21 protein-coding genes and 2 tRNA genes are annotated in these 19,320 nt (G+C 74.2%); 11 read left to right on the top strand and 12 right to left on the bottom strand.

What is annotated here, in order from left to right; translation table 11 throughout:
• Window positions 1-7 precede the first annotated feature (7 nt).
• The 3 genes from J1G43_RS12950 to J1G43_RS12940 all read right to left on the bottom strand — a co-directional run bounded on the left by J1G43_RS12950 (window position 8) and on the right by J1G43_RS12940 (window position 2,604).
• The gene (locus tag J1G43_RS12950) at window positions 8-1,018 is read right to left on the bottom strand and encodes a glycine betaine ABC transporter substrate-binding protein (RefSeq protein ID WP_207340640.1); all 1,011 of its coding nucleotides are present in this window, start codon (window positions 1,016-1,018) and stop codon (window positions 8-10) included.
• Window positions 1,019-1,090: 72 nt separating this feature from the next.
• Window positions 1,091-1,885 carry an ABC transporter permease gene (locus J1G43_RS12945; protein WP_207340639.1) on the bottom strand — a complete coding sequence of 265 codons (795 nt, stop codon included), beginning with the start codon at window positions 1,883-1,885 and terminating at the stop codon, window positions 1,091-1,093.
• Entirely contained in the window at window positions 1,873-2,604 is a 732-nt protein-coding gene (locus J1G43_RS12940) for an ABC transporter permease (protein ID WP_207370806.1), read from the bottom strand. The genes J1G43_RS12945 and J1G43_RS12940 overlap by 13 nt, the downstream gene beginning before the upstream one ends.
• 137 nt (window positions 2,605-2,741) lie before the next feature.
• On the opposite strand from J1G43_RS12940, the gene J1G43_RS12935 reads away from it, so the two are divergent.
• The 3 genes from J1G43_RS12935 to J1G43_RS12925 all read left to right on the top strand — a co-directional run bounded on the left by J1G43_RS12935 (window position 2,742) and on the right by J1G43_RS12925 (window position 5,045).
• Window positions 2,742-3,788: an ABC transporter ATP-binding protein gene (locus J1G43_RS12935; RefSeq protein WP_207370852.1), complete on the top strand. Its 1,047-nt coding sequence runs from the start codon at window positions 2,742-2,744 to the stop codon at window positions 3,786-3,788.
• Between the two features lie 106 nt (window positions 3,789-3,894).
• A complete protein-coding gene (locus J1G43_RS12930; RefSeq protein WP_089802114.1) occupies window positions 3,895-4,818 on the top strand; it encodes a RimK family alpha-L-glutamate ligase in 924 nt (307 codons plus the stop codon).
• Window positions 4,819-4,969: 151 nt separating this feature from the next.
• Window positions 4,970-5,045, top strand: a tRNA-His gene (locus J1G43_RS12925).
• Window positions 5,046-5,093: 48 nt separating this feature from the next.
• On the opposite strand, the gene orn is transcribed toward J1G43_RS12925, so the two are convergent.
• The 3 genes from orn to J1G43_RS12910 are packed head-to-tail and all read right to left on the bottom strand — an operon-like array spanning window position 5,094 to window position 6,387.
• On the bottom strand, window positions 5,094-5,783 hold the full coding sequence (orn, locus tag J1G43_RS12920) for an oligoribonuclease (protein WP_207340637.1): 690 nt from the start codon (window positions 5,781-5,783) through the stop codon (window positions 5,094-5,096).
• A 25-nt stretch (window positions 5,784-5,808) separates the two neighbouring features.
• Window positions 5,809-6,123 carry a hypothetical protein gene (locus J1G43_RS12915; protein ID WP_207370805.1) on the bottom strand — a complete coding sequence of 105 codons (315 nt, stop codon included), beginning with the start codon at window positions 6,121-6,123 and terminating at the stop codon, window positions 5,809-5,811.
• Window positions 6,124-6,177: 54 nt separating this feature from the next.
• The gene (locus J1G43_RS12910) at window positions 6,178-6,387 is read right to left on the bottom strand and encodes a hypothetical protein (protein WP_207340635.1); all 210 of its coding nucleotides are present in this window, start codon (window positions 6,385-6,387) and stop codon (window positions 6,178-6,180) included.
• Between the two features lie 208 nt (window positions 6,388-6,595).
• On the opposite strand from J1G43_RS12910, the gene J1G43_RS12905 reads away from it, so the two are divergent.
• From J1G43_RS12905 to J1G43_RS12895, 3 genes are all read left to right on the top strand, one after another.
• Window positions 6,596-8,131, top strand: a complete 1,536-nt coding sequence (locus J1G43_RS12905) for a DUF2079 domain-containing protein (protein ID WP_307859589.1) — start codon at window positions 6,596-6,598, stop codon at window positions 8,129-8,131.
• 251 nt (window positions 8,132-8,382) lie between these two features.
• Window positions 8,383-9,138, top strand: coding sequence for a hypothetical protein (locus J1G43_RS12900; protein WP_207378604.1), 756 nt, complete (start codon window positions 8,383-8,385; stop codon window positions 9,136-9,138).
• A gap of 169 nt (window positions 9,139-9,307) precedes the next feature.
• The gene (locus J1G43_RS12895) at window positions 9,308-9,835 is read left to right on the top strand and encodes a hypothetical protein (protein WP_207378603.1); all 528 of its coding nucleotides are present in this window, start codon (window positions 9,308-9,310) and stop codon (window positions 9,833-9,835) included.
• Between the two features lie 31 nt (window positions 9,836-9,866).
• Here the strand turns inward: J1G43_RS12895 and J1G43_RS12890 are convergent, their stop codons facing one another.
• The 4 genes from J1G43_RS12890 to J1G43_RS12875 form a co-directional block, all read right to left on the bottom strand.
• Complete coding sequence (locus J1G43_RS12890; RefSeq protein ID WP_207378602.1) at window positions 9,867-10,364, bottom strand: hypothetical protein; 498 nt, start codon at window positions 10,362-10,364, stop codon at window positions 9,867-9,869.
• A 712-nt stretch (window positions 10,365-11,076) separates the two neighbouring features.
• A complete protein-coding gene (locus J1G43_RS12885; RefSeq protein WP_207378601.1) occupies window positions 11,077-11,487 on the bottom strand; it encodes a hypothetical protein in 411 nt (136 codons plus the stop codon).
• Between the two features lie 81 nt (window positions 11,488-11,568).
• Window positions 11,569-11,748 carry a hypothetical protein gene (locus tag J1G43_RS12880; protein ID WP_207378600.1) on the bottom strand — a complete coding sequence of 60 codons (180 nt, stop codon included), beginning with the start codon at window positions 11,746-11,748 and terminating at the stop codon, window positions 11,569-11,571.
• On the bottom strand, window positions 11,745-11,960 hold the full coding sequence (locus J1G43_RS12875; protein WP_207378599.1) for a hypothetical protein: 216 nt from the start codon (window positions 11,958-11,960) through the stop codon (window positions 11,745-11,747). Before J1G43_RS12875 ends, J1G43_RS12880 begins: the two co-directional genes overlap by 4 nt.
• 548 nt (window positions 11,961-12,508) lie before the next feature.
• Between J1G43_RS12875 and J1G43_RS12870 the strand changes: the two genes are divergently transcribed.
• A complete protein-coding gene (locus J1G43_RS12870; protein WP_207378598.1) occupies window positions 12,509-12,949 on the top strand; it encodes a hypothetical protein in 441 nt (146 codons plus the stop codon).
• Window positions 12,950-12,963: 14 nt separating this feature from the next.
• Here the strand turns inward: J1G43_RS12870 and J1G43_RS12865 are convergent, their stop codons facing one another.
• Window positions 12,964-13,278 carry a WhiB family transcriptional regulator gene (locus J1G43_RS12865; protein ID WP_207378597.1) on the bottom strand — a complete coding sequence of 105 codons (315 nt, stop codon included), beginning with the start codon at window positions 13,276-13,278 and terminating at the stop codon, window positions 12,964-12,966.
• Between the two features lie 216 nt (window positions 13,279-13,494).
• On the opposite strand from J1G43_RS12865, the gene J1G43_RS12860 reads away from it, so the two are divergent.
• Window positions 13,495-14,343: a TIGR02391 family protein gene (locus tag J1G43_RS12860; RefSeq protein WP_207378596.1), complete on the top strand. Its 849-nt coding sequence runs from the start codon at window positions 13,495-13,497 to the stop codon at window positions 14,341-14,343.
• 744 nt (window positions 14,344-15,087) lie between these two features.
• Here the strand turns inward: J1G43_RS12860 and J1G43_RS12855 are convergent.
• Window positions 15,088-15,160: transfer RNA gene (locus tag J1G43_RS12855), tRNA-Arg, on the bottom strand.
• A 156-nt stretch (window positions 15,161-15,316) separates the two neighbouring features.
• On the opposite strand from J1G43_RS12855, the gene J1G43_RS12850 reads away from it, so the two are divergent.
• The 3 genes from J1G43_RS12850 to J1G43_RS12840 all read left to right on the top strand — a co-directional run bounded on the left by J1G43_RS12850 (window position 15,317) and on the right by J1G43_RS12840 (window position 19,270).
• The gene (locus tag J1G43_RS12850; RefSeq protein ID WP_307859588.1) at window positions 15,317-16,993 is read left to right on the top strand and encodes a dynamin family protein; all 1,677 of its coding nucleotides are present in this window, start codon (window positions 15,317-15,319) and stop codon (window positions 16,991-16,993) included.
• Complete coding sequence (locus tag J1G43_RS12845; RefSeq protein ID WP_207378594.1) at window positions 16,990-18,552, top strand: GTPase; 1,563 nt, start codon at window positions 16,990-16,992, stop codon at window positions 18,550-18,552. Before J1G43_RS12850 ends, J1G43_RS12845 begins: the two co-directional genes overlap by 4 nt.
• A 166-nt stretch (window positions 18,553-18,718) precedes the next feature.
• On the top strand, window positions 18,719-19,270 hold the full coding sequence (locus J1G43_RS12840) for a single-stranded DNA-binding protein (RefSeq protein WP_207378593.1): 552 nt from the start codon (window positions 18,719-18,721) through the stop codon (window positions 19,268-19,270).
• The last annotated feature ends 50 nt before the right edge of the window (window positions 19,271-19,320 follow it).

The raw sequence follows: 19,320 nt of genomic DNA, 5'->3' as shown, positions 1-19,320 counted from the left end.
GGGTCGGTCAGTCGTCCGTGGCTGCCAGGGAGCCGTCGGACGAGGTCACGAGCCCCACCGCCGCGTCACCCTGCCGTACCGCCTGGCCGATGAGTGCGAAGTCGTAGGACTTGAACTCGCCGACCGACAGGTCGTACGTCTCCTCGAGCCCCACCTGGCAGAACGGCCGCTCGGGGCACTCCGGCGGGCCGGCGAGCACGACGTCGCCGCAGGTGGCGGCGAGGTCGGACAGCGTCTGCAGGTCGTGCTCCTGGGCGAACTCCCCGGTGACGGCGAACGCGTTCTGGTCCTGCGCGTCCGACGCCTCGCCGACGACGATCCCGCTCTCCTCGGCCAGGGGTGTCAGGGCGGTCACGGTCTCGTCCACGTCGCTGGACGCCACGGTGGGTGCGTCGGCGCCGTTGACCTGCGCGTTGAGGAACGTTGCCAGCGTGGCGGCGTACTCCGGGACCGCCGCCAGCTCACCGGACTGCAGCGCGGGCAGGTACGTCTCGCGGGCACCGATGGTCTGGGCCCGGGCGTCGAAGCCGGCGCTGCGCAGCACCTCGGCGTAGATCTCCGCCAGCGTGATGCTCTCGGAGAAGTTCGCCGCACCGATCGTCAGCGACGTGCCCGTGCCGGTGCTCGCGTCGTCCGCCGCCAGGCCCTCCTCGGCGACGAACTCTCCTGCGACCTCGGTGGAGGTGCGCCGGTCGACGTCCACGGCCTTGTTGAGACCGATGAGCCGTTCGGTGTCGAGCGCGGCCGAGACGGAGTCGAGGAGCTCGACGGCCTCGGGGTGGTCGGCGGCCACCTGGGCGTTGACCGCCGGGATGATGTTGTCGGCGTTCTGCAGGCCCTTGTCGTCCTCGAGCACGACCAGGCTCTCGCCGGCGATCGGCTCGCAGGCCGGCAGGTCGGAGCCGGCGGCGGCCGTCTCGGCCTGACCGCCGCCGGACCCGGGTGTGCCGCAGGCGCCGAGCGTCAGGGTGAGGGCGGCGAGGACGCCGAGGGTGCGGTGGCGCGGGCTGATGCGCATCGGAGGTCTCCTGTCGAGGGTGGGCCGGGTGCGGCGGGCTGTGGAGCGGTCGACCTCGGACGGTCGGAGGGATCAGGGGGCGCTGCGGGCCCCGGGCTCCCCGGTGGTGGTGGCGGGCACGGCGGTGGCGGGTGTGGCGGTGGCAGGCACGCGGTGGCGGTGGGGGCGGACGTCGGCGCGCTCGTCCGCGGTCGCGGCACGGCCGCGCCCGCGCAGGCCGCGCGGGGTCACCGCGCGCTCGACCACGGCGAGCAGCCCCTCGACCACCAGGCACAGCGCCGCCACGAGGATGCCGCCGGCCAGTGCCTTGCCGTACCGCTGGGTGGCGAAGCCGCTCACCACGATGGTTCCCAGGCTCGTGCCCCCCACGAGGGCGGCCAGCGGCACCGTCGCGAGCACCTGCACGGTGCCCGTGCGGATGCCGGCGGCGAGCAGCGGCAGGGCGAGCGGCACCTCGACGGTCCACAGCGCGCGGGCGCCCGACATGCCCAGGCCTCGTGCCGCGTCCCGCACGTCGGGGTCGACGCCGCCGACGCCGGTGACGGCGTTCGCCAGGACCGGTGGGACGGCGAAGACCGCGCACGCGATGGCGGTCGCCGTGCTGCCGAACCAGCCGGCGGCGGCGAGCAGGGTCAGCAGCGCGAGCGTGGGCAGCGCGCGTGTCGTGTTGGCCACCACGACGCCGACGGTCGCGCCGCGCCCCCGGTGGCCGAGCCACAGCCCCACGGGCAGGGCCACCACCAGCGCGATCACCACGGCGACCGCGGAGATCGCCAGGTGCGTGCCCGCCAGGGCGAGCACCCCCTGGCGGCCGGTCCAGTTGAGCGGGTCGTTGAGCCAGCGCAGCGCCTCGGTCAGGACGTCCATGCGGCCTCCTGCGAGCCGACGGCGTCGCGCGCGGCGGGCCGGGTGCGTGAGCCCCGTCGCCATGGCGTCAGGACGCGACCCAGGAGCGCGAGGGCGAGGTCCGCGACGAGGGCCAGCACCAGGCAGAGGACCGTGGCCGTCATGATCTCGGCGTGGTAGCCGCTGCGGAAGCCGCGGAACATCAGCTGCCCGAGCCCGCCGTAGCCGACCACGACGCCGACGGTGACCAGCGCGACGGTGCTGACCGTCGCGAGCCGCAGGCCGGTCACGACGGCGGGCACGGCCTGCGGCAGCTCGACCGTCAGCAGCAGGCGCAGCCGCCCGTACCCCATGCCGCGCGCGGCGTCCCGGACCGCGGGGTCGACGCCCTGCAGCCCGACCAGCACGTTGCGGACGATCACGAGCAGCGCGTAGACGACCAGCCCGATGAGCACCGTGGTCCGCCCGATGCCCGTGGCCGGCGCGAGGAGCGCGAACAGCGCGAGGGACGGGATGGTGTACAGCACCCCGGTGGCCGCCAGCACGGGACCGGCCAGGCGGGGGCGCAGGTGGGCGAGCGCCGCGAGCGGCAGCGCCACGACCAGGGCGATGAGCACCGCCTCGGCGGTCAGCGACGCGTGCTGCTGGGTGTAGCGCAGCACGTCGCTCCCGTTGCGCTCGAGGTACTCCCACGAGAACCACGGGTTCGTGGCGGTCGCCAGCACCTGCGCGGTCGGCATGCGCCCGAACCTACTGACGACCTCGGACACCCGCGCGGTGAGCGCCGGGCGGGCCGCCTCGCGGGTGTCGGCACGTGCCGCTAGCGTCGCTGCCCGTGACCACGTCCGCGCGCACCGGGCCGACCGCCGGGTCGGCCGTGCCCGCGTCGCCGGGTGCCGCCATCCGGTTCGACACGGTCCGCAAGGAGTACGCGGGCTCGGTCGCGGTCGACGACCTGACCCTCGAGGTGCGCGAGGGGGAGCTGCTGGTGCTCGTCGGGCCGTCGGGCTGCGGCAAGTCCACGACGCTGCGGATGGCGAACCGCCTGGTGGAGCCCACGTCCGGGCGCATCGTGCTGGGCGGGGAGGACGTCACGGACGTCGACCCCGTGGCGCTGCGCCGCCGCATCGGGTACGTCATCCAGAACGTCGGGCTCTTCCCCCACCGCACGGTGGCCCAGAACGTCGCGACCGTGCCCCGGCTCCTCGGGTGGGACCGGCGGCGTGCGCGCGAGCGTGTCGACGAGCTGCTGACCCTCGTGGGGCTCGACCCGCAGCGGTACGCGCGGCGCTGGCCGCACGAGCTGTCCGGCGGCGAGCGGCAGCGCGTCGGCGTCGCCCGCGCCCTGGCCACCGACCCGCCCGTGCTGCTGATGGACGAGCCGTTCGGTGCGGTCGACCCCGTGGGCCGGGCGCGGCTGCAGCAGGAGTTCGCCCGGCTCCAGCGGGAGCTGGGCACCACCGTGATGATGGTCACGCACGACATCGACGAGGCGGTGCGCATGGCGGACCGCGTGGTCGTCCTCAGCCGCGGTGCGCGGGTCGAGCAGCTGGCGCCCCCGCTCGACGTCGTCGCCCGACCGGCGTCGCCGGCCGTCGCGGACCTGGTGGGTCGGGGTCGGACCGCGCGCCTGCTGGCGCTCGGCCGTCTCGAGACAGCCGACCTGGACGACGGCACGCCGCAGGGCACGGGGGTGGGCACGGACAGGGAGCAGTCCGCCGCGGGCCCGCCGGTGCGGCCCACGGTGCGTCTCGGTGCCGAGCTCGGGGACGTCGTCGCCGCCCTGACCGAGGTCGCCGACGCCCCGGACGGGGGCCGGCTGGACGTGCTCGACGCCGACGGCCGTGCGGTGGGCACGGCCTCGCCGGGCAGCGTCGTGCGCGCGCTGCACCGACTGACCGCGTCGGAGGACGCCGAGGCCTGAGCCGGTGCGGGGTCCCGCCCCTGGGACGCCGACGCGTCGTCGTCACGTCCCCGGGCGGTCACGCGCCCGGTGCGTGCACGTCACACGCCGTGGGTACAGTGCGGACGTGAGCGAATCCACCGCGCGCCTCGCCCTCGCGACCTGCGCCCAGCTGCCGGACCTCGACCCCGACGACCTGCCGCTGCGCGACGCGCTGGCCGCGCGGGGCGTCCCCACGGACGTCGTGGTGTGGGACGACCCGACGGTCGACTGGGCCGCCTACCCGCACGTCCTCATCCGCTCGACGTGGGACTACACGGACCGTCCCGCCCAGTTCGCCGACTGGACGCGGCGCGTGGAGCGCACCTCCACGCTGTTCAACCCGGCGGACGTCGTGGCCTGGAACATCGACAAGGCGTACCTGCGGGACCTCGAGCAGCGTGGCGTCCCGATCGTCCCGACCATCTGGCTCGACCCGGAGCGCAACCTCAACGCGCGCGCCATCCACACCCGGTTCCCGGCGTTCGGTGACTTCGTCATCAAGCCGACCGTCAGCGCGGGCTCGCGTGACACGGGCCGGTACGACGCGGGGGTGACCCCGTCGCGGTCCCTGGCCATCACGCACGCCAAGAACCTGCTCGCCGTGGGCCGGCGCGTGATGCTGCAGCGCTACCTCACGCAGGTCGACACCCAGGGCGAGAGCGCGCTGGTCTACGTCGACGGCGAGTTCAGCCACTGCGTGCGCAAGGAGCCGCTGCTCGAGGGGCCGTACCGGGCGGGGGAGAAGGAGGGCGTCCTGTTCCGCGAGCGGGTCCTGGCCGCCCGTGACGCCACCGAGCAGGAGCGCGCCGTGGCCGACATGGTCGTCTCGGAGCTGGGCAAGATCTTCCCCGACCGTGCACCGCTGCTCTACACCCGCGTCGACCTCATCCCCGACGACGAGAACCAGCCGGTCGTCCTCGAGGTCGAGCTGGCCGAGCCGTCCCTGTTCTTCGAGCACGCCCCCGGGGCCGTGGAGCGGTTCGCGGACGCGGTGCGCGCCCGACTGTGACGCGTCCGTCACGCGTCACAGCGGTCCACCGCGGCGCCGCGTGACGACCAGGGCCCCGGTACCCGCTACACTCGTCGTCGGCCCGGCGCTCGCGTCGGACCAGGTGCCGTGGCACGGCTCCCTCCGGGGAGCGGTGCGGACCGGCACCGCGGTGGCTATAGCTCAGTAGGTAGAGCACCTGGTTGTGGTCCAGGGGGTCGCGGGTTCAAGTCCCGTTAGCCACCCCACGTGCGCAGGGCGCCGACTCCGGTCGGCGCCCTGCGGCGTTCCCGGGGTCAGGCGTCGGGCAGCACCCCGCGCTTGACGCTCGTGGCGACGACCTCCGCGGCGATGCGGCGGGCCTGCGCCGAGTCCGGGCCGGGCGCGGCGGGCAGCAGCGCCGCCCGGTAGTAGCGCAGCTCGTCGATGCTCTCGAGGATGTCGGCCAGCGCCCGGTGCCCGCCCTTCTTCTCCGGTGCGGCGAAGTAGACGCGGGGGTACCAGCGGCGCGCGAGCTCCTTGATCGAGGACACGTCGACGATCCGGTAGTGCAGGTGCGCGACGAGCTCCGGCATGTCGCGGTCGAGGAACGCCTTGTCCGTGCCCACCGAGTTGCCGGCGAGCGGCGCCTTGCCCGGCTCCGGCACCCACGTGCGCACGTACTCGAGCACCTGCGCCTGGGCGTCCGCCAGGGTCGTGCCGTGCTCGAGCTCGGGGAGCAGCCCGGACGTGGTGTGCATCGTCCGGACGAAGTCACCCATCTGGGCCAGGGCGTCCGGCGGCGGCGCGACGACGACGTCGACGCCCTCCCCGAGGACGTTGAGCTCGGAGTCCGTGACCACGGCGGCGATCTCGACGAGGGCGTCGTGGGCCAGGTCGAGCCCGGTCATCTCGCAGTCCACCCACACGATGCGGTCGGTACTGGTGTGGGCGCCCGTCGTGGGGGCGGTGGTCGTGGTCGGTGCGTCGTCGGCGGTGCTGGTCACGCCGACAGACTAGGACGCCCGTGCGTCACCGGTCGCTGCGCGGCGCGTCACGAGGGGGCGAGGGGTCGCCCGGGCGGGTGGGTGACGGCGGCGCGACGGAGGGGGCGGGACCCGGCAGGGTCGCCGCCAGCGCGGCCGCCACCACGACCAGGACCCCGGCGGCGGCGCCCAGCAGCCGCGCCGACTGCCAGGACGTGCCCGCCCACAGCGTCGCCCCCAGCACGACCCCGCCGGCCAGGGCACCGAGGGCGAGCCGGCCGAGCCATCGCAGGGCGGTCAGCGCCGCACGCCGGTACCAGGGCGTGGGGGGTGCCGAGCGTCGGCCGTCGTGCCGCCCCATCACGCGCGACGCCCGCCGGCGGCGGGGTGGCTGTGGGCGGGCGTGAGCACGGGGTCATGGTGCCACGTGGGGGGTGCGCCGGGTGTACCGCCGGGCGGGCGCCGGACGGCGTGCCGCAGCGGGGGAGCGTGCCGGGTCCGGTGGGCGTCCGCGGGCGTCCGACCGAGTGGTCCGCGCCTCGTCGTTCGCGCGCTCCAGCGCCAGGCCGCGCAGCCGCTCGAGGTGCTCCTGGCGGTGGATGTCGTAGGTGGTGGACGGATGCATGAGGGCTCCTGAGGGCGTGCGGGGGCGCACCCCTGGCGGGGTGTGCGTCGTGGTGGAACGGGATGCCTCCACTGGACCAGAGCGCGCCCGCCGGCGTCACGACATTTCCGGCACCGGGGGGCCCGTGGCAGGATCTGCGAGGTCCACCGGCGGGCCGTCGCCGGGGCGGGGAACGGGAGGTGCCGTGTCGTCCCCAGACCCTGCCGCCGTGACCGGCCGTGCCGTCGGGCCGAAGACCGGTCCGGACGACCACGCGCCCGGGGACGGGCAGCGACGCGCCCCGGCGCCCGTCCTGGCCGCCGACGCCTCGGCCGCAGACGCCCCGGCCACCGGCGACCCGGCCTCCGACGCCCCGGCCGCCGACCCCGCCCGCGCGGGAGCCTCATCGACCGCCCGCGGCTGGCTGCTGCCCGCCGGTGTGGGGCTCGCCGTCGCGCTGGCGTTCACGGCGTACTCCGTCGCGCAGTGGCAGACGTTCGTCGTGCGCTCGTGGGACCTGGGGATCTTCACGCAGCTGGCGGCGCGGTACGCGGCGCTCGAGGCGCCGGTCGTCCACATCAAGGGCCCGGAGTACAACCTGCTGGGCGACCACTTCCACCCGCTGCTGGTGCTGCTGGGTCCGGTGTACGCCGCGTTCCCGCACGCGTTCACCCTGCTCGTCGTGCAGAACGTGCTCTTCGGCGTGGCCGCGGCCGTGGTCACGTGGGCGGCCGTGCCGGTCCTGGGCCGCGTCACCGGTGGCCTCGTCGGTGTGGCCGCGGGCCTGAGCTGGGGCCTGCAGAGCGCGGTGGAGGCGCAGTTCCACGAGATCGCGTTCGCCGTCCCGTTGCTCGCGGTCTCGCTGGCAGCGGCGATGCGCGAGCGGTGGCGCACGGCGGCCGTGGCCGGGGCCCTGCTCGTGCTGGTCAAGGAGGACCTGGGCCTGACGACCGCCGTCCTGGGGGTCGTGCTGGCGTGGCGGGCGCGGCGTCCCGCGCTGCTGCTGCTCACCGCGTGGGGCGTCGGCGGCTTCCTGCTGGCCACGCGCGTGGTGCTGCCCCTGCTCAACCCCGACGGGGAGTGGGCCTACGGGTCGCGCCTCGACCTGGCCGCCGCGCTCGCGGACCCCCTCGCGCTCTACGACCCCGCCAAGGGGCACACCCTGTGGCTGCTGGTGGTCGTCACGGGCGGCATCGCGCTGCGCTCGCCGTTCGTGCTCGTCGCCGGTCCCACGCTGGCGTGGCGGTTCCTGTCGCCCGAGCCGGGGTACTGGGGACCGACGTGGCACTACAGCGCCGTGCTCATGCCGATCGCGTTCATGGCCATGCTCGACGGCGTCGACCGCGCCCGGCGTGGCCGCGTCCGGTGGCTGCGGCACTACAGCCGGTACGCGCCGGTGGTGGGCCTGACGGCGTGCCTCATGCTGCTGCCCCAGCTGCCGCTGTGGCAGCTGACGAACCCCGGCCTGCACTTCGGTGCGCCGCGCGCCCAGGCCGCGCGGGACACGCTGGCCACGATCCCGGACGGCGCGGTCGTCGAGACGGACGTCGGCCTGATGTCGTACCTCGTCGACCGCACCGACGTGTACTACCTCGGCAACCGCAACCCCGTGCCGGACTACCTGCTGGTCGACCGGCAGTCGGGCGGCGTCCCCCAGGAGTGGGGGGACGTCCTGCAGGTGGCCGAGATCCTGCACCCGGGCGTCCCGTTCGAGGTCGTCCACGTGCAGGACGGGTACGAGGTGGCGCGCCCCGTGGCGGACTGAGGCGTCCGGCGCCCCCGGCAGGACTCGAACCTGCAACCGACGGATTAGAAGTCGGAATGCGCCCGTCCGGGCCCCTCCTTGTGGGCACATCCACGCAGGTCACGGCGCATATCGGCGCCTGTTCGTCAGGTCTGGTCGTGGCCCGCCCGGTTGCGTTGCCTAGCAGCGGCGTAGCACCAGGGCCCCCGGGAGAACGGCATGTTCGAGCGGTTCGTGACCATCAGCGACGACGACGCGCTAGACGCCATGCAGTGCTCGACGCGCTGTCCGCGTTGCTGCGTCGGCCTGACGCCGACGCGCTGTTCGAGGACGTCGACACCGACGGGGCGGACGCTGCGCAGCTCGCCGCCAAGGCCGACCGGCTCGTCGACGAGCTCGACGAGCGGAGCCGCGGCGATCCGCGACCGCCCGACCGCGATCTCGATGCGATCACCCTCGTTCGCACGTACGCGGCGGAGAGCGTCGACGACGCGATCGAGTACGAGCGCACGAAGGTGACGGCCCTGACGGCCGCGCCGTCGGCGGACACCGTCACCGCCCTGGCGGCTATCGGGGCCGTCCTGGCCGCGTACGTCGCGGGCGGCACCAACCGGACGCGCGAGGAGGTGCTCGACGAGGTGCAGCGCATGCTCGGTCGTACAGGGGCGTTCTCGTGTCAGAGGGCCCTGGGACGCTCCGCGCGACGCCTGGGACTGTCCCGGGCTTGCGGGAGGCAGAGACGTGGACGTCATCAAGCGCAAGGCTGCGGCCGCCGGCGGAGCCATCGTCGCGGTGCTCGCGTTCGTGTGGATGCTCGCGCGGACCGGTGGTGCGTCGTGACGACGCCGACGTGCGGGCACGCGGGCGCCCGGCCGGGCGCCGTCTGCGATCGGCGCACGGTCGTGCGCACGATCCGGGAACGGGCTCTGACCGACTCGGGGCACCCACAGGTGCGCGTGCGCCCCGAGCACGGCGAGTTTCGGCAGGCGAATGACCGTGGTCCCGAGCCCTCGGCGGGCACAGCATGAAGCCGACCAGGGAGGAAGCGATCCGACGCGCTGGCGAGCTGCTGGCCGCAGCCCTCGCCGAACTCGCAGCGACACATCCTCGACGCACCGTCCCTGCACAGCTCGAGGCACGAACCATCGCGCGACGCGGCACGGCATGGCCGCCAGCCACAGACACGACGGAGGAACCATGAACCAGCAGCAGGACGGCAAGGATCGAGCCGCACGGCTCGTCGAACTCATCGACAAGGCGAGCCGGCGGCGGCTCAGGCCATACCGGTCGTGGGCCAGCGTCGTGGACGGGACCGTGGGTGGCGAGGAGCCCCTAGCGGTGGTGGCACGACCGAAGGACCCGACGCAGATGCAGACGGCCCATGCCAGCGGGGAGCTCGTCGTCGTCACCGCGTCGTACATCGCCTACGCCACGTTCACGGACCTCGCGTACGCGATGGGGGGCAGCCGCGATGACGGGCCGTTCACGATCGACGTGCACCCGCGGTCCGCCGTCGAGGTGGTGACACTGGACCAGCCCGCGTTGCGCAGGAGACCCGACGCCTGGGTTGACGACGTCGACGACGAGGACGACGGCGCCCGCCTGCCGTGGGAGGCGAAGCTACGTGTTCGCCTGCGGGGACGGGTCGAGCCGCTCGAGCTCGAGGCCCTGCACTCCACGCTGCCGCTGCTGAAGCTGCACGCCCTGCTGCTGGACGGCATGTAAGGACCGGTCATGTAGACGCGCCGGCGTGCGGTCAGCCGGCGGGCACGTTCCCCAGGCCGAGGAGCATCCGGATCTCCTGCCCTGCGCCCGATGGTGCGGGTCGGGCGTTGAGGGCCGCCCAGAGCTGGTCGTCCGTTTCCGAGGCGCCAGCAGTGGCGAAGGCTGAGATCTCCCCTGCGAGGTCCGTCACCAGCCGGTCTACGGCGGGCTGCACCTCAGCGGGCCACTGGGCGGCGATGAGACCGTCCGCGAACCCGCGGTACGCAGTGGCGCTCTGCGCGCACAGGGTCCGCACCGTCGCGACGTCGTCGGCCTCGAGCGCCGCGTTGAACGGCGCGACGAGTGCGTTCGACGGCGCCACCAGCTCGAGGTACTTGGCGCCAGCCTGCTCCTTCGACATAACCGTCGGGGTCGGTGACGGCGTGGGCGTCGGTGCCTGAGTGAGCCCTTCGACCGAGCTCGAGGAAGCATCGGTCGCGGCAGGTGCCGCGCCGTCGCCGCCGGCGCACGCGGTCAGCGCGAGCGCCACGGCAGCAGCGAGCAGTACTGGGGGCGCGTGGCGGGGCATGGTCGTCCTCTTGGTCGGCGCAGGGGGGTCCAGGACAGCACGACGCCGACAGCAGCGGCCCGGGGATCGCGGGTGAAGTCGTGGACCTAGCGACCCGACTCGTCCCACCACGAAAGTTCCCGCTTCCTGCCTCACGGCTGGGGACGGGGCGCTTCGTCGTGTCCGGAGCGCACCACGGGCACGGCGACGGTCCGGCACCGCGTCGATGCCGCGCGAATGCACGACGACGACGCGCTCGTCACGGCCTGCCCCACCCGCACCCTCCGGTCGACCGCGAGAGGGTCATCTCCTCCTCAGGGCCCAGCCGGAGACACGGTCGGCATTAAGCCGGTGTCTGGCGGCGGAGGGCCGAGGGCCGCCCGGGCCGTCGTGACCTTCATCCAGAGCCGGTACCCGCCACTCACGGGCACGAAGTCCCAACTCTGATACAGGTCGAAGACCTTGTTGTTCGTTGCCTGCACAGTGTGAACCGACCACCGATGAGGTCGGCTGCTTGAACCACCGTGCGCAAGAGGTCGATGATCAGTTCGCTACCCCGGGTCTGGCCTCGGGGCGCGCCGCGCCACACAGCGCAAGCTTCGCGATTAGGACAGCGGACCCGCTCGGGTGTGAACACGGCCGTGTAGAGGCGTGCCCGGTCCGCCTCAGCGCCGAAGGGCTGCCCGGCGGTGGCCTAGGCCCAGCGGCGTAGCCTGCCGTACTCGATAGCGTCGTCGCGGCTGGCCCACGGTGTGCGGGCAACCCGCTCGGGCGTGGTGAACCGGTACAGGCGGACAGGCCGCTCAAGCGGAGCAGTCGACACCGGGTGCCAGGTTGCACCGACGTGGACATGCCCGGCCGCGGTGAACAGGTGTCGCCACACGGCGACATCGATGTGGGACGCGCGGATGCGGGACCAGAACGGTGCCAGGGTCAACCGGTGATCCGGGCGGCGGCGAAGGTCGACGGTGCCGGCGCTCTCGGCTTCCTCGACGAGGTGCATCTGCTCGGCAGGGGAGTGACCCGGCAGCAACCGTAGGAGCTGCCAGAGCTCGTTGCGATGCAAGACGCTCAACTGTGATGCGAGCATCCCGACGGTCACCACGGCGTGACCGTCGCGTCGACGACCCCGGACCGGTGACCAGTGCGCAGGGATCGTCGGCACGCTGGTCCGCCGAGGCGTCGCTCATGAGGTGCTGCGCTCCTGCCCGTCCGCGGCGTCGCGCAACCGCACCCCGAGGGCGTACTGCAGGCCACCCGTCGCCGTGGGCTCGACGTGGGGCGGCTCGGGCGCCGGGTCGAAGGTGACGCCAGCCTCGGGGTGCTCGCGGTAGTCCGCCTCGAGGGCATCACCAAGGCCGCTCACGTGTCACCGTCCAGCGCCGCAGGGATGCTGCGCAGGGAGATGACGGTCGGGCCGTGGGGGTTGCCGACCAAGCCGGGCACGCCGGCGTTCGCCGGGGGCAGGAAGTCCTGCGCCTTGCGGCGGGTGCCCTCGACGCGCCGGGACGCGAACCGGGACAGCCTGCGGGTGGACTCGACCTGCTCGAGGTCGACGCTGTCGTCGCCGTCGCGCACCCGGTCCTCGAGCGCGGCGACGAGCTGCTCGGGTCGCTCGGCCTCGGCGGCGGCGTCCGCGGCGAGACGGTCGAGGTCGTCGACCGTGTCCTCGATGGTCTGGCTCGTGCTGCGGTCCTCCGCAGGACGTTCTCCAACGAGCTGACGTCGGCGAGCCAGTCGCGGCCGACGCGGCGCCGGCGGACCCGTCCCGACCGCGCCAGCCGGGGTACGTACCCGGCGGAGACGCCGACGCGGGCGGCGGCTGACGCGGTCGGGAGCATGTCGCCCGACACGTCACCCACCGTGCCCGGGGTGGTTCCGCTAGCGGCACTGGTGAGCCAAGCGGGCACGTCAGCGTCGGCGACGGCCGCGAGCTGCTGCAGCACGTCGGCGGCGAACACCGGGACCCGCCCGCCCTTGCGCAGGGCGGGGGTCACGCCGGCGTGCACGGCGACCAGCAACCACCGCGCCAGCACGGGGGTGAGGTCGAGCGCGGCGCCGGCGTTCATGTCGGTGCTCCGTCGTACGGTCGCGACGCAGGGGACACTGCGATGGTGGGAGCGGTCATGGTTGAGCGGCTGGGCGACGTGTGGGCGAGCCGGGACTTCCCGGTGCTGGTGGAGGTGGCGCGGCGGCTCGATGCGGGCGCGAGCATCATCCAGCCGGCCGAGTTGATCGCGTCGACAGGACTCGACGAGCAGGCGGTCGTCCAGGCGGCCCGCGCCCTCGAGCGTCGCCGGCTGCTGAAGGTGGAGTGGCTGATGGGTGGGAACTTCTTCGTCACGGACGTCTCGGGTGCCGCGTACCTCATGACCGGCCTGCACCCGGACGGCGACGACGTGCTCTCGCAGCTCGTCAGTGCGCTCCGGCAGGCAGCCGAGCAGCAGCCCGACGAGGACGAGCGCGGTCGGCTGCGCAAGGCCGCGGACGCGCTCGGAGGCGTGACGCGCGACGTCGGCGTCAGCGTCGTCGCCGCGGTGCTCGCGCGAGCCGCCGGCATGGGCTGAGCGGTCACAGCTCGTCACCCTCCCAACCGGCGCGCTGCCCGCTCAGTGAGGCCGCCGTACACGCCCACGTCGCGCGGGTTCGCCTCCCCGTACGCCCGGCACGGCGTCAGCGCCCGGCACCGCCGACACGTGCGGGCCGCGGCGGCCTGTTCGGTCGCCTTGTGCGAGGTGAACCGCGGGTCCTCACGCAGCACGCACAGCGGGCTGCGCCCGGCCGCGGTCAGAGTCAGCAGGTGGTCGACGAGCTGCTCGTACGACGGGACCTCGTCGGGCTCGTAGTCACCGCCGCGCAGCAGCCCGTTAGCAGGATCCGCGTCGTCGCAGGTCACAGTCTCGCGGGGCCCCGCGAACGGATACGTAGTCCGGCGATCGCCGCCCATCAAGACGCCTGTGAGCCCTTCATCGTGCCGTCCAGCGGCGGGTGACCGCGCTTGTCACGCTCTCGAGCTTGCCGGGCGGGCCACGTTGGCATGGTGCCGACGTGACCCGGGAGACGAACCGCGGGGCGCGTCGTCGATCGGCGATTCGCTGCCAGCATGGTCGGCATGGTGACCTACAGCGCGGACTATCTCGGACGACTCCTCACCACCGTCAGCGAGTTCGAGACGGCGTTCGAGGCTTGGATGCAGACCCAGGTCGAAGGCAACCACATGGACTCGCGGGGGATCTTCCCGACTGCCTGGCCGCGCGAAGACGCAGATCCCGCTGAGGTCCGTGCTCGCGAGCTCGATTTAGCGGAGGCAGCCGGCGCCGCAGCAAGAGCCGTCGCCGTCACCGGCGCGTACTTCGCAGTCGCTGGCAGGGGAGTGTTGGACCCGATCGCGAACTGGTCGCTGATGAGTTCGCCCAGAGCCGTGTTCGCCCCGTCTGACATCCGAACCACGGCGGCTACGATCCGCGGCCGCCTACGAACGATGATCAATGAGGCGGAGACGGCTGCCGCCTCCGAGTTGCCCGCCTTCGCGCCCTCGCAGCTCCATCCAACGATCTGGACCGCTGCCGCGGCGCACTGGACGGCGCACCACTACCGCGTCGCAGTGCGGGAAGCAGCCGAGGCTCTGACCCAGGACTGGAAGGCGAAGCTCAGGCGCCACGACATCGATGACACCGTGTTTTGGCAACAGACCCTCTCGCCTGGCGACCCCACGCCGGATAGGCCGAAGGTGCGCTGGCCCGGCGATGATCCGAAGGACAAGACGGTCAAGGGCCTCCGTGAAGGGCTCAATCATCTCGCCTCCGGGCTGAACCTCACGGTTCGTAACGTCACGACGCACACCCGAGTCGACCTATCCGAGCAGGAGGGTATGGAGCGTCTTGCGGCCTACAGCTACTTCGCGCGGCTCCTGGATCAGTGCGAGGTGCTTGAGCCCGAGAAGGCTGACGTCGACGACTAGAAACCCAGCGCCATCCGCGGACCGCGGCGAGGAGGCGCGAACTACGCCCGGCGGCGCCGTCGTAGCCACAGAGTCGTGCCTTGGTGCGGCGGCCGGTCGGGTCCAGGCCCTTCTGAGCTGGGCGCGGACACGCTGGTGCGATCAGCGAGTCGGATGTGGAACTAGCTTGCCGCACGGCCGTCGGCGATGTGGTGCGCGTAGCCGTTGGCATGGGACATACGCGGCTTCCGGTCCGAGTGGGCGCTACGGAAGCTTGTGCACCGCCCGGGCGCCGGTGGGCACTAGCAGCACGCGGCCGGCGATTCGGTAACAGCGGTGTCATCTCGGGTGCGTGCGCGGGCGCGCGTGGGTCATGGCAGGAATGGCAGGTGGCGCCTGTGGCGCGTCTCCCGCATGAACGGATCACCCGCCCGGGCATAGGGCGAACACGGAGACGCGCCACATGCGCCACCTGGGCTGTTGGTTCTCACGATTCGTCCCCTTCGCCGTCTGCGCTGACGGCGATGCCGCGGCGGATGCGCAGTCCGTTGGCTCCCTTGGCGGCACAAGGACCCGTCGGTCACGCTGAACGTCTACGCCGACGCGATCCCGGATGACGACGGCAGGGCCGTCGACGTGTTCACGAGGGTGGTGTTCGGCGCGTGACGGGGCCCGGGGGCGGCCCTGTGGACGGCGGTAGCAGCCTGTTAGCACCGGCGCACGACCGCCGAGCAACGCCGAGTGCGTCCACGCTGGTCAGAACGGCGCCCCCGGCAGGACTCGAACCTGCAACCGACGGATTAGAAGGCCGTTGCTCTATCCATTGAGCTACGGGGGCCAGTGCCGACCAGCGTAGTGGCGTGGGCGCGACGGCCCTGCGTGGACGTGCGACGTGACCCCGGCGCGCAGACCTGTGACCTGTCACCCGCGCGCCGCGTTTGGCCTGGTCAGGTGTGGCACCGACAATGGTCCTGTGAGCGCGCAGCCTGGAACCGTGCCTGCGCAGCCGTCCACGTCTGCGCCGGGTCGCTCCGACGTGCCCGCGGACGCGCCGATGCTGGCCCGCCCGCTGGCCCAGACGTCCCTGCTGGACGCCGTGCGCGACCTGCGCCGCGACGTCGAGGCGACCTCCTTCCCGCTGGAGATCCCCGGTGTCGGTGCCGCACGGGCGTCGCGGGCGCGGCTGGTGGACCAGCTCGACGAGCACCTGGTGCCGCGCCTGACCGAGCTGTCGGCGCCGGCCGTCGTGGTCGTCGCCGGCTCGACGGGCGCGGGGAAGTCCACGCTCGTGAACTCGCTGGTGGGGCGGGAGGTCACCGCCGCCGGTGTGCTGCGCCCGACCACGCGCGAGCCCGTGCTGGTGCACCACCCGCTCGACACCGACCTGCTGTCCCACCACCCGGTGCTCGACGAGGTGCGGGCCGTCGCGGCGGACACGGTGCCCCGCGGCATCGCGATCCTCGACGCCCCCGACCTCGACTCGGTCCTCGACTCCAACCGTGACACCGCGCACCGGCTCCTCGAGGCCGCGGACCTGTGGCTCTTCGTCACCACGGCCGCCCGGTACGGCGACGCGCTGCCGTGGCGCGTGCTGGAGGCCGCCGTGGAGCGCAGCACGTCCGTGGCGATGGTCCTCAACCGGGTGCCGGCGGCGTCGCTCCCGACGATCCGCGGCGACCTGCTCGACCGGCTGCGCACCCACGGGCTGGCGGGCTCCCCGCTGTTCGTGATCCCCGACGTCGGGCCGCACTCCGGTCCGCTGTCGGGCGCGGTGGTCGCACCCGTCCTGCGGTGGCTGACGATGCTCGCCGGCCCCGACCGGGCGCGCACCGTCGTCGCGCGGACGCTGCGGGGTGCGCTCAGCGCCCTGCGGCCCTGGGTCGACGAGCTGGCCGAGGCCGTGCAGGAGCAGGCCGACGCCGCGCAGCACGTGGCGCAGGTGCTCGACGCGGCCACCGCGGCGCCCCGTGACGCGGCGGTGGAGACGATCCGCGCCGGGGCCGTCGCGGACGGCGCGGTGCGGGCCCGCTGGGCCGAGCTCGCCGCGCAGCGTGCGCCCTTCGCCCGGCTCGTCGGCCGATCCGGCCGCGTGCGCGGCACCGCCCGCACCGGCCGTGGCCGCGGGACGGCCGTCGCCCCGCTGCTCACCGACCTCACGACGTCCACGACGGCGGTGCTCACGGCCGTCGGGCAGCGTGGCGACGAGGCCCTGCGGGCCGCGCTGACCGGTCCGGGCGCACCCGCCGGTGCATCGTCGGTCCTCGAGCGCTGGCCGGACGGCGACGCCTCGCGCGTGTCCGCGGCCGAGCGGGCCGCGCGTGCCTGGGTCGGTGAGGGTTCCCGCGCCGCACGCGCGACCCTGGCGGGCGGCGGCGCGGACGCCCGTCGTCGCGCGCAGGTCGCCAAGGCCGTCGGTGAGGACGCGCTGGCAGCCCTCGCGCTGGCCGCCGCGAGCGGTGTCGACGAGGCTGCCGAGGCTGCCCGCACACTGCTCGGTGGCGCGGGGGACGACCTCGTCGCGACGCTGCGCGACGACCTCGAGCGGCGCGCCCGCGCCCAGGTCGACCTCGAGCGCACCATCGCCGGCCGGGCGCTCGACGACCCCGACCTCGCGGCCGACGCGTCGTCGCGGCTGCGGCTGCGCCTCGCCGTCCTGAAGGGCCTGACGTGAGCGACGACCCGACCAGCACGCCGGCGGCACCGCCCGTCCCGGACGGTGACGAGCCCCCGCCGGTGGTGCCGGCCACACCGGACGGCGCCGTCCGCGGCGCGACGACCGCCGCGCTCGAGGGGCGCGTCGACGCGCTCGACGGTGCGCTGGCGGTCGGCGGTGCACGCTTCGACCCCGCGGTCGTGGCGGAGGTCGGCGCCACCATCGACCGGGTGCGCGAGCGGTTGGCCCTCGGGGTCGACCACACCGTCGTCGCCCTGGCGGGGGGCACCGGCTCCGGCAAGTCCAGCCTGTTCAACGCCGTCAGCGGGCTGCAGTTCGCCGACGTCGGAGTGCGGCGGCCCACGACCTCGCGCGTCACGGCGTGCGTCTGGGGCGGGGACGGCGACGCGCTGCTCGACTGGATCGGCGTGGAGCCGGAGCACCGCATCGAGCGCGAGAGCCTGCTGGACGGGGACCGGGAGGCGTCGCTGCGCGGGCTGGTCCTGCTCGACCTGCCCGACCACGACTCCATCGCGCCGGAGCACCGCGACGTCGTCGACCGCGTGCTGCCCCAGGTCGACCTGCTCGTGTGGGTCGTCGACCCCCAGAAGTACGCCGACGACGCGCTGCACTCCGGCTACCTGCAGCGCATGACGGGGCGCGACTCCTCGATGCTCGTGGTGCTGAACCAGGTGGACACGGTGCCCGCCGAGGTGCGTGCCGACCTCGCGGCGGACGTGCGGCGGCTGCTCGTCGAGGACGGGCTGCCCGACGTCGCCGTGCACCCCGTGTCGGCCCTCACCGGTGACGGGGTCCGCGAGCTGCGCGACGTGCTCGCCCAGGCCGTGGCGCGCCGGTCCGTGGCGGCCGCGCACGCCGACGCCGAGCTCGCCGACGCCGCCCGTGCGGTGCTCACGCAGGTCGCACCGCGTGAGCCTGCGCCGAACGCGCTGGCGCTCGGGGTCGTCGTCGACCGGCTGGCCGCGGCGGCCGGGCTGACGGCCGTCGGGGCGGCCGTCGCGGCGGCCGTGCGCGGCGGGTCCGGCCGGGCACCCCGGCTGGGCGACGTGCACGCCGACGGCGTGGGGCTGGCCCGCGCGTCCTGGCTCTCCGGGGCGACGCAGGGGCTGCCGCAGCGGTGGGCGGCCGACCTGCGCGACCGTGTCGCGACCACGGTCGAGCTGCGGCTGGCGGTGACGGACGCGCTCGCGCACGTGCCGGTGGCGGCCCGCCGGTCCCGGGCTGCGGTGGTGCTGCTGGTGCTGGCCGCGCTGGCGGGGGTGGCCGGCCTCGTCGGCGCCGGGCTGCTCGTCGCCGACGCGCAGGGCGCGGCGCTGCCCTGGGTGCCGCCGGGCGCGGTGGTGGCCGGCGTGCTCGCGCTGGCGCTCGTGCTCCTGGTGGCGTCGCTGCTGGTGCGGGGGCGGGCCGCCCGGACGCGGGGGGAACGTGTCGTGACGGACGGCCGTGCCGCGATCGAGGCTGCTGCCCGAGGGCGGCTGCTGACCCCCACGCAGGACGTGCTCGCGGAGCACCGGCACGCGCGGGAGCTGGCCGCGCAGGCCCTCGCAGCGGACTGACGCCACGTCCGACGGGGTCCTCGGGGCTCTCGAGCCGCCCACAGCCCTCGCCCGTGCCGCCCGGCTCCACCGGTGGGCACCGCCCTGCCCGGTGCCGCCCGCTCGCGTCCCACGATGGCTGCTCGACGCCCCGCGCTCGCGGGGCCAGGGCAGACAGGGGACCTCGATGGGAACGCACACGCAGGACGTGACGGTCGTCGGGTGGGTCGGATCCGACGTGCGCAGCTACCACCTCGACGGGGTCGGCGGCGTGCCGTACGCGCAGTTCCGGCTGGCCTCCACCCGGCGCGTGCTCGACCGGCAGACCGGCGCCTTCCGCGACGGCCCGACGCTGTGGTTCACGGTGAAGGCCTGGCGCACGGTCGCGGTCAACCTCGCGGCGTCGCTGCGCAAGAGCGACCCGGTCGTGGTGGTGGGGCGGCTCGGGCAGTCGGAGTGGGTCGCGCAGGACGGTACGGCGCGCACCGAGCTGGTGCTGGAGGCGCTGGCGGTCGGCCACGACCTGGCGTACGGCACGGCGCAGTTCCGCCGGACCATGGCGGGCGCGCGCCGCCGGGACGACCTGCCGGGCGACGGCTCCGAGTCGGACCTGACCGTCCTGCCCGAGGTCACGGGGTCGGACGGCGGCGTGTTCCCGGACGACCCGTGGGCGTCCGCCGCCGACGAGGCGCCGCCGGCGGACGAGCCGGAGGGTCTGGCGCTCGCCGCACGCGGGTGATCGCCTAGGCTGGTGGATCGGCATCCGGCGCCGGCGGCCGGGCGGTGACA

The sequence above is a fragment of the Cellulomonas sp. zg-ZUI22 genome, from assembly GCF_017353535.1.
Taxonomy (GTDB): domain Bacteria; phylum Actinomycetota; class Actinomycetes; order Actinomycetales; family Cellulomonadaceae; genus Cellulomonas; species Cellulomonas wangleii.
This window is presented reverse-complemented; position numbering and strand designations above follow the sequence as displayed.

What these genes read in the sequence shown, in the direction of transcription:
- J1G43_RS12950 (WP_207340640.1), bottom strand. Translation starts at nt 1,018, where the DNA reads ATGCGCATCAGCCCGCGCCACCGCACCCTCGGCGTCCTCGCCGCCCTC.
- J1G43_RS12945 (WP_207340639.1), bottom strand. Translation starts at nt 1,885, where the DNA reads ATGGACGTCCTGACCGAGGCGCTGCGCTGGCTCAACGACCCGCTCAAC.
- J1G43_RS12940 (WP_207370806.1), bottom strand. Translation starts at nt 2,604, where the DNA reads ATGCCGACCGCGCAGGTGCTGGCGACCGCCACGAACCCGTGGTTCTCG.
- J1G43_RS12915 (WP_207370805.1), bottom strand. Translation starts at nt 6,123, where the DNA reads ATGGGGCGGCACGACGGCCGACGCTCGGCACCCCCCACGCCCTGGTAC.
- J1G43_RS12910 (WP_207340635.1), bottom strand. Translation starts at nt 6,387, where the DNA reads ATGCATCCGTCCACCACCTACGACATCCACCGCCAGGAGCACCTCGAG.
- J1G43_RS12895 (WP_207378603.1), top strand. Translation starts at nt 9,308, where the DNA reads ATGAACCAGCAGCAGGACGGCAAGGATCGAGCCGCACGGCTCGTCGAA.
- J1G43_RS12870 (WP_207378598.1), top strand. Translation starts at nt 12,509, where the DNA reads ATGGTTGAGCGGCTGGGCGACGTGTGGGCGAGCCGGGACTTCCCGGTG.
- J1G43_RS12860 (WP_207378596.1), top strand. Translation starts at nt 13,495, where the DNA reads ATGGTGACCTACAGCGCGGACTATCTCGGACGACTCCTCACCACCGTC.
- J1G43_RS12840 (WP_207378593.1), top strand. Translation starts at nt 18,719, where the DNA reads ATGGGAACGCACACGCAGGACGTGACGGTCGTCGGGTGGGTCGGATCC.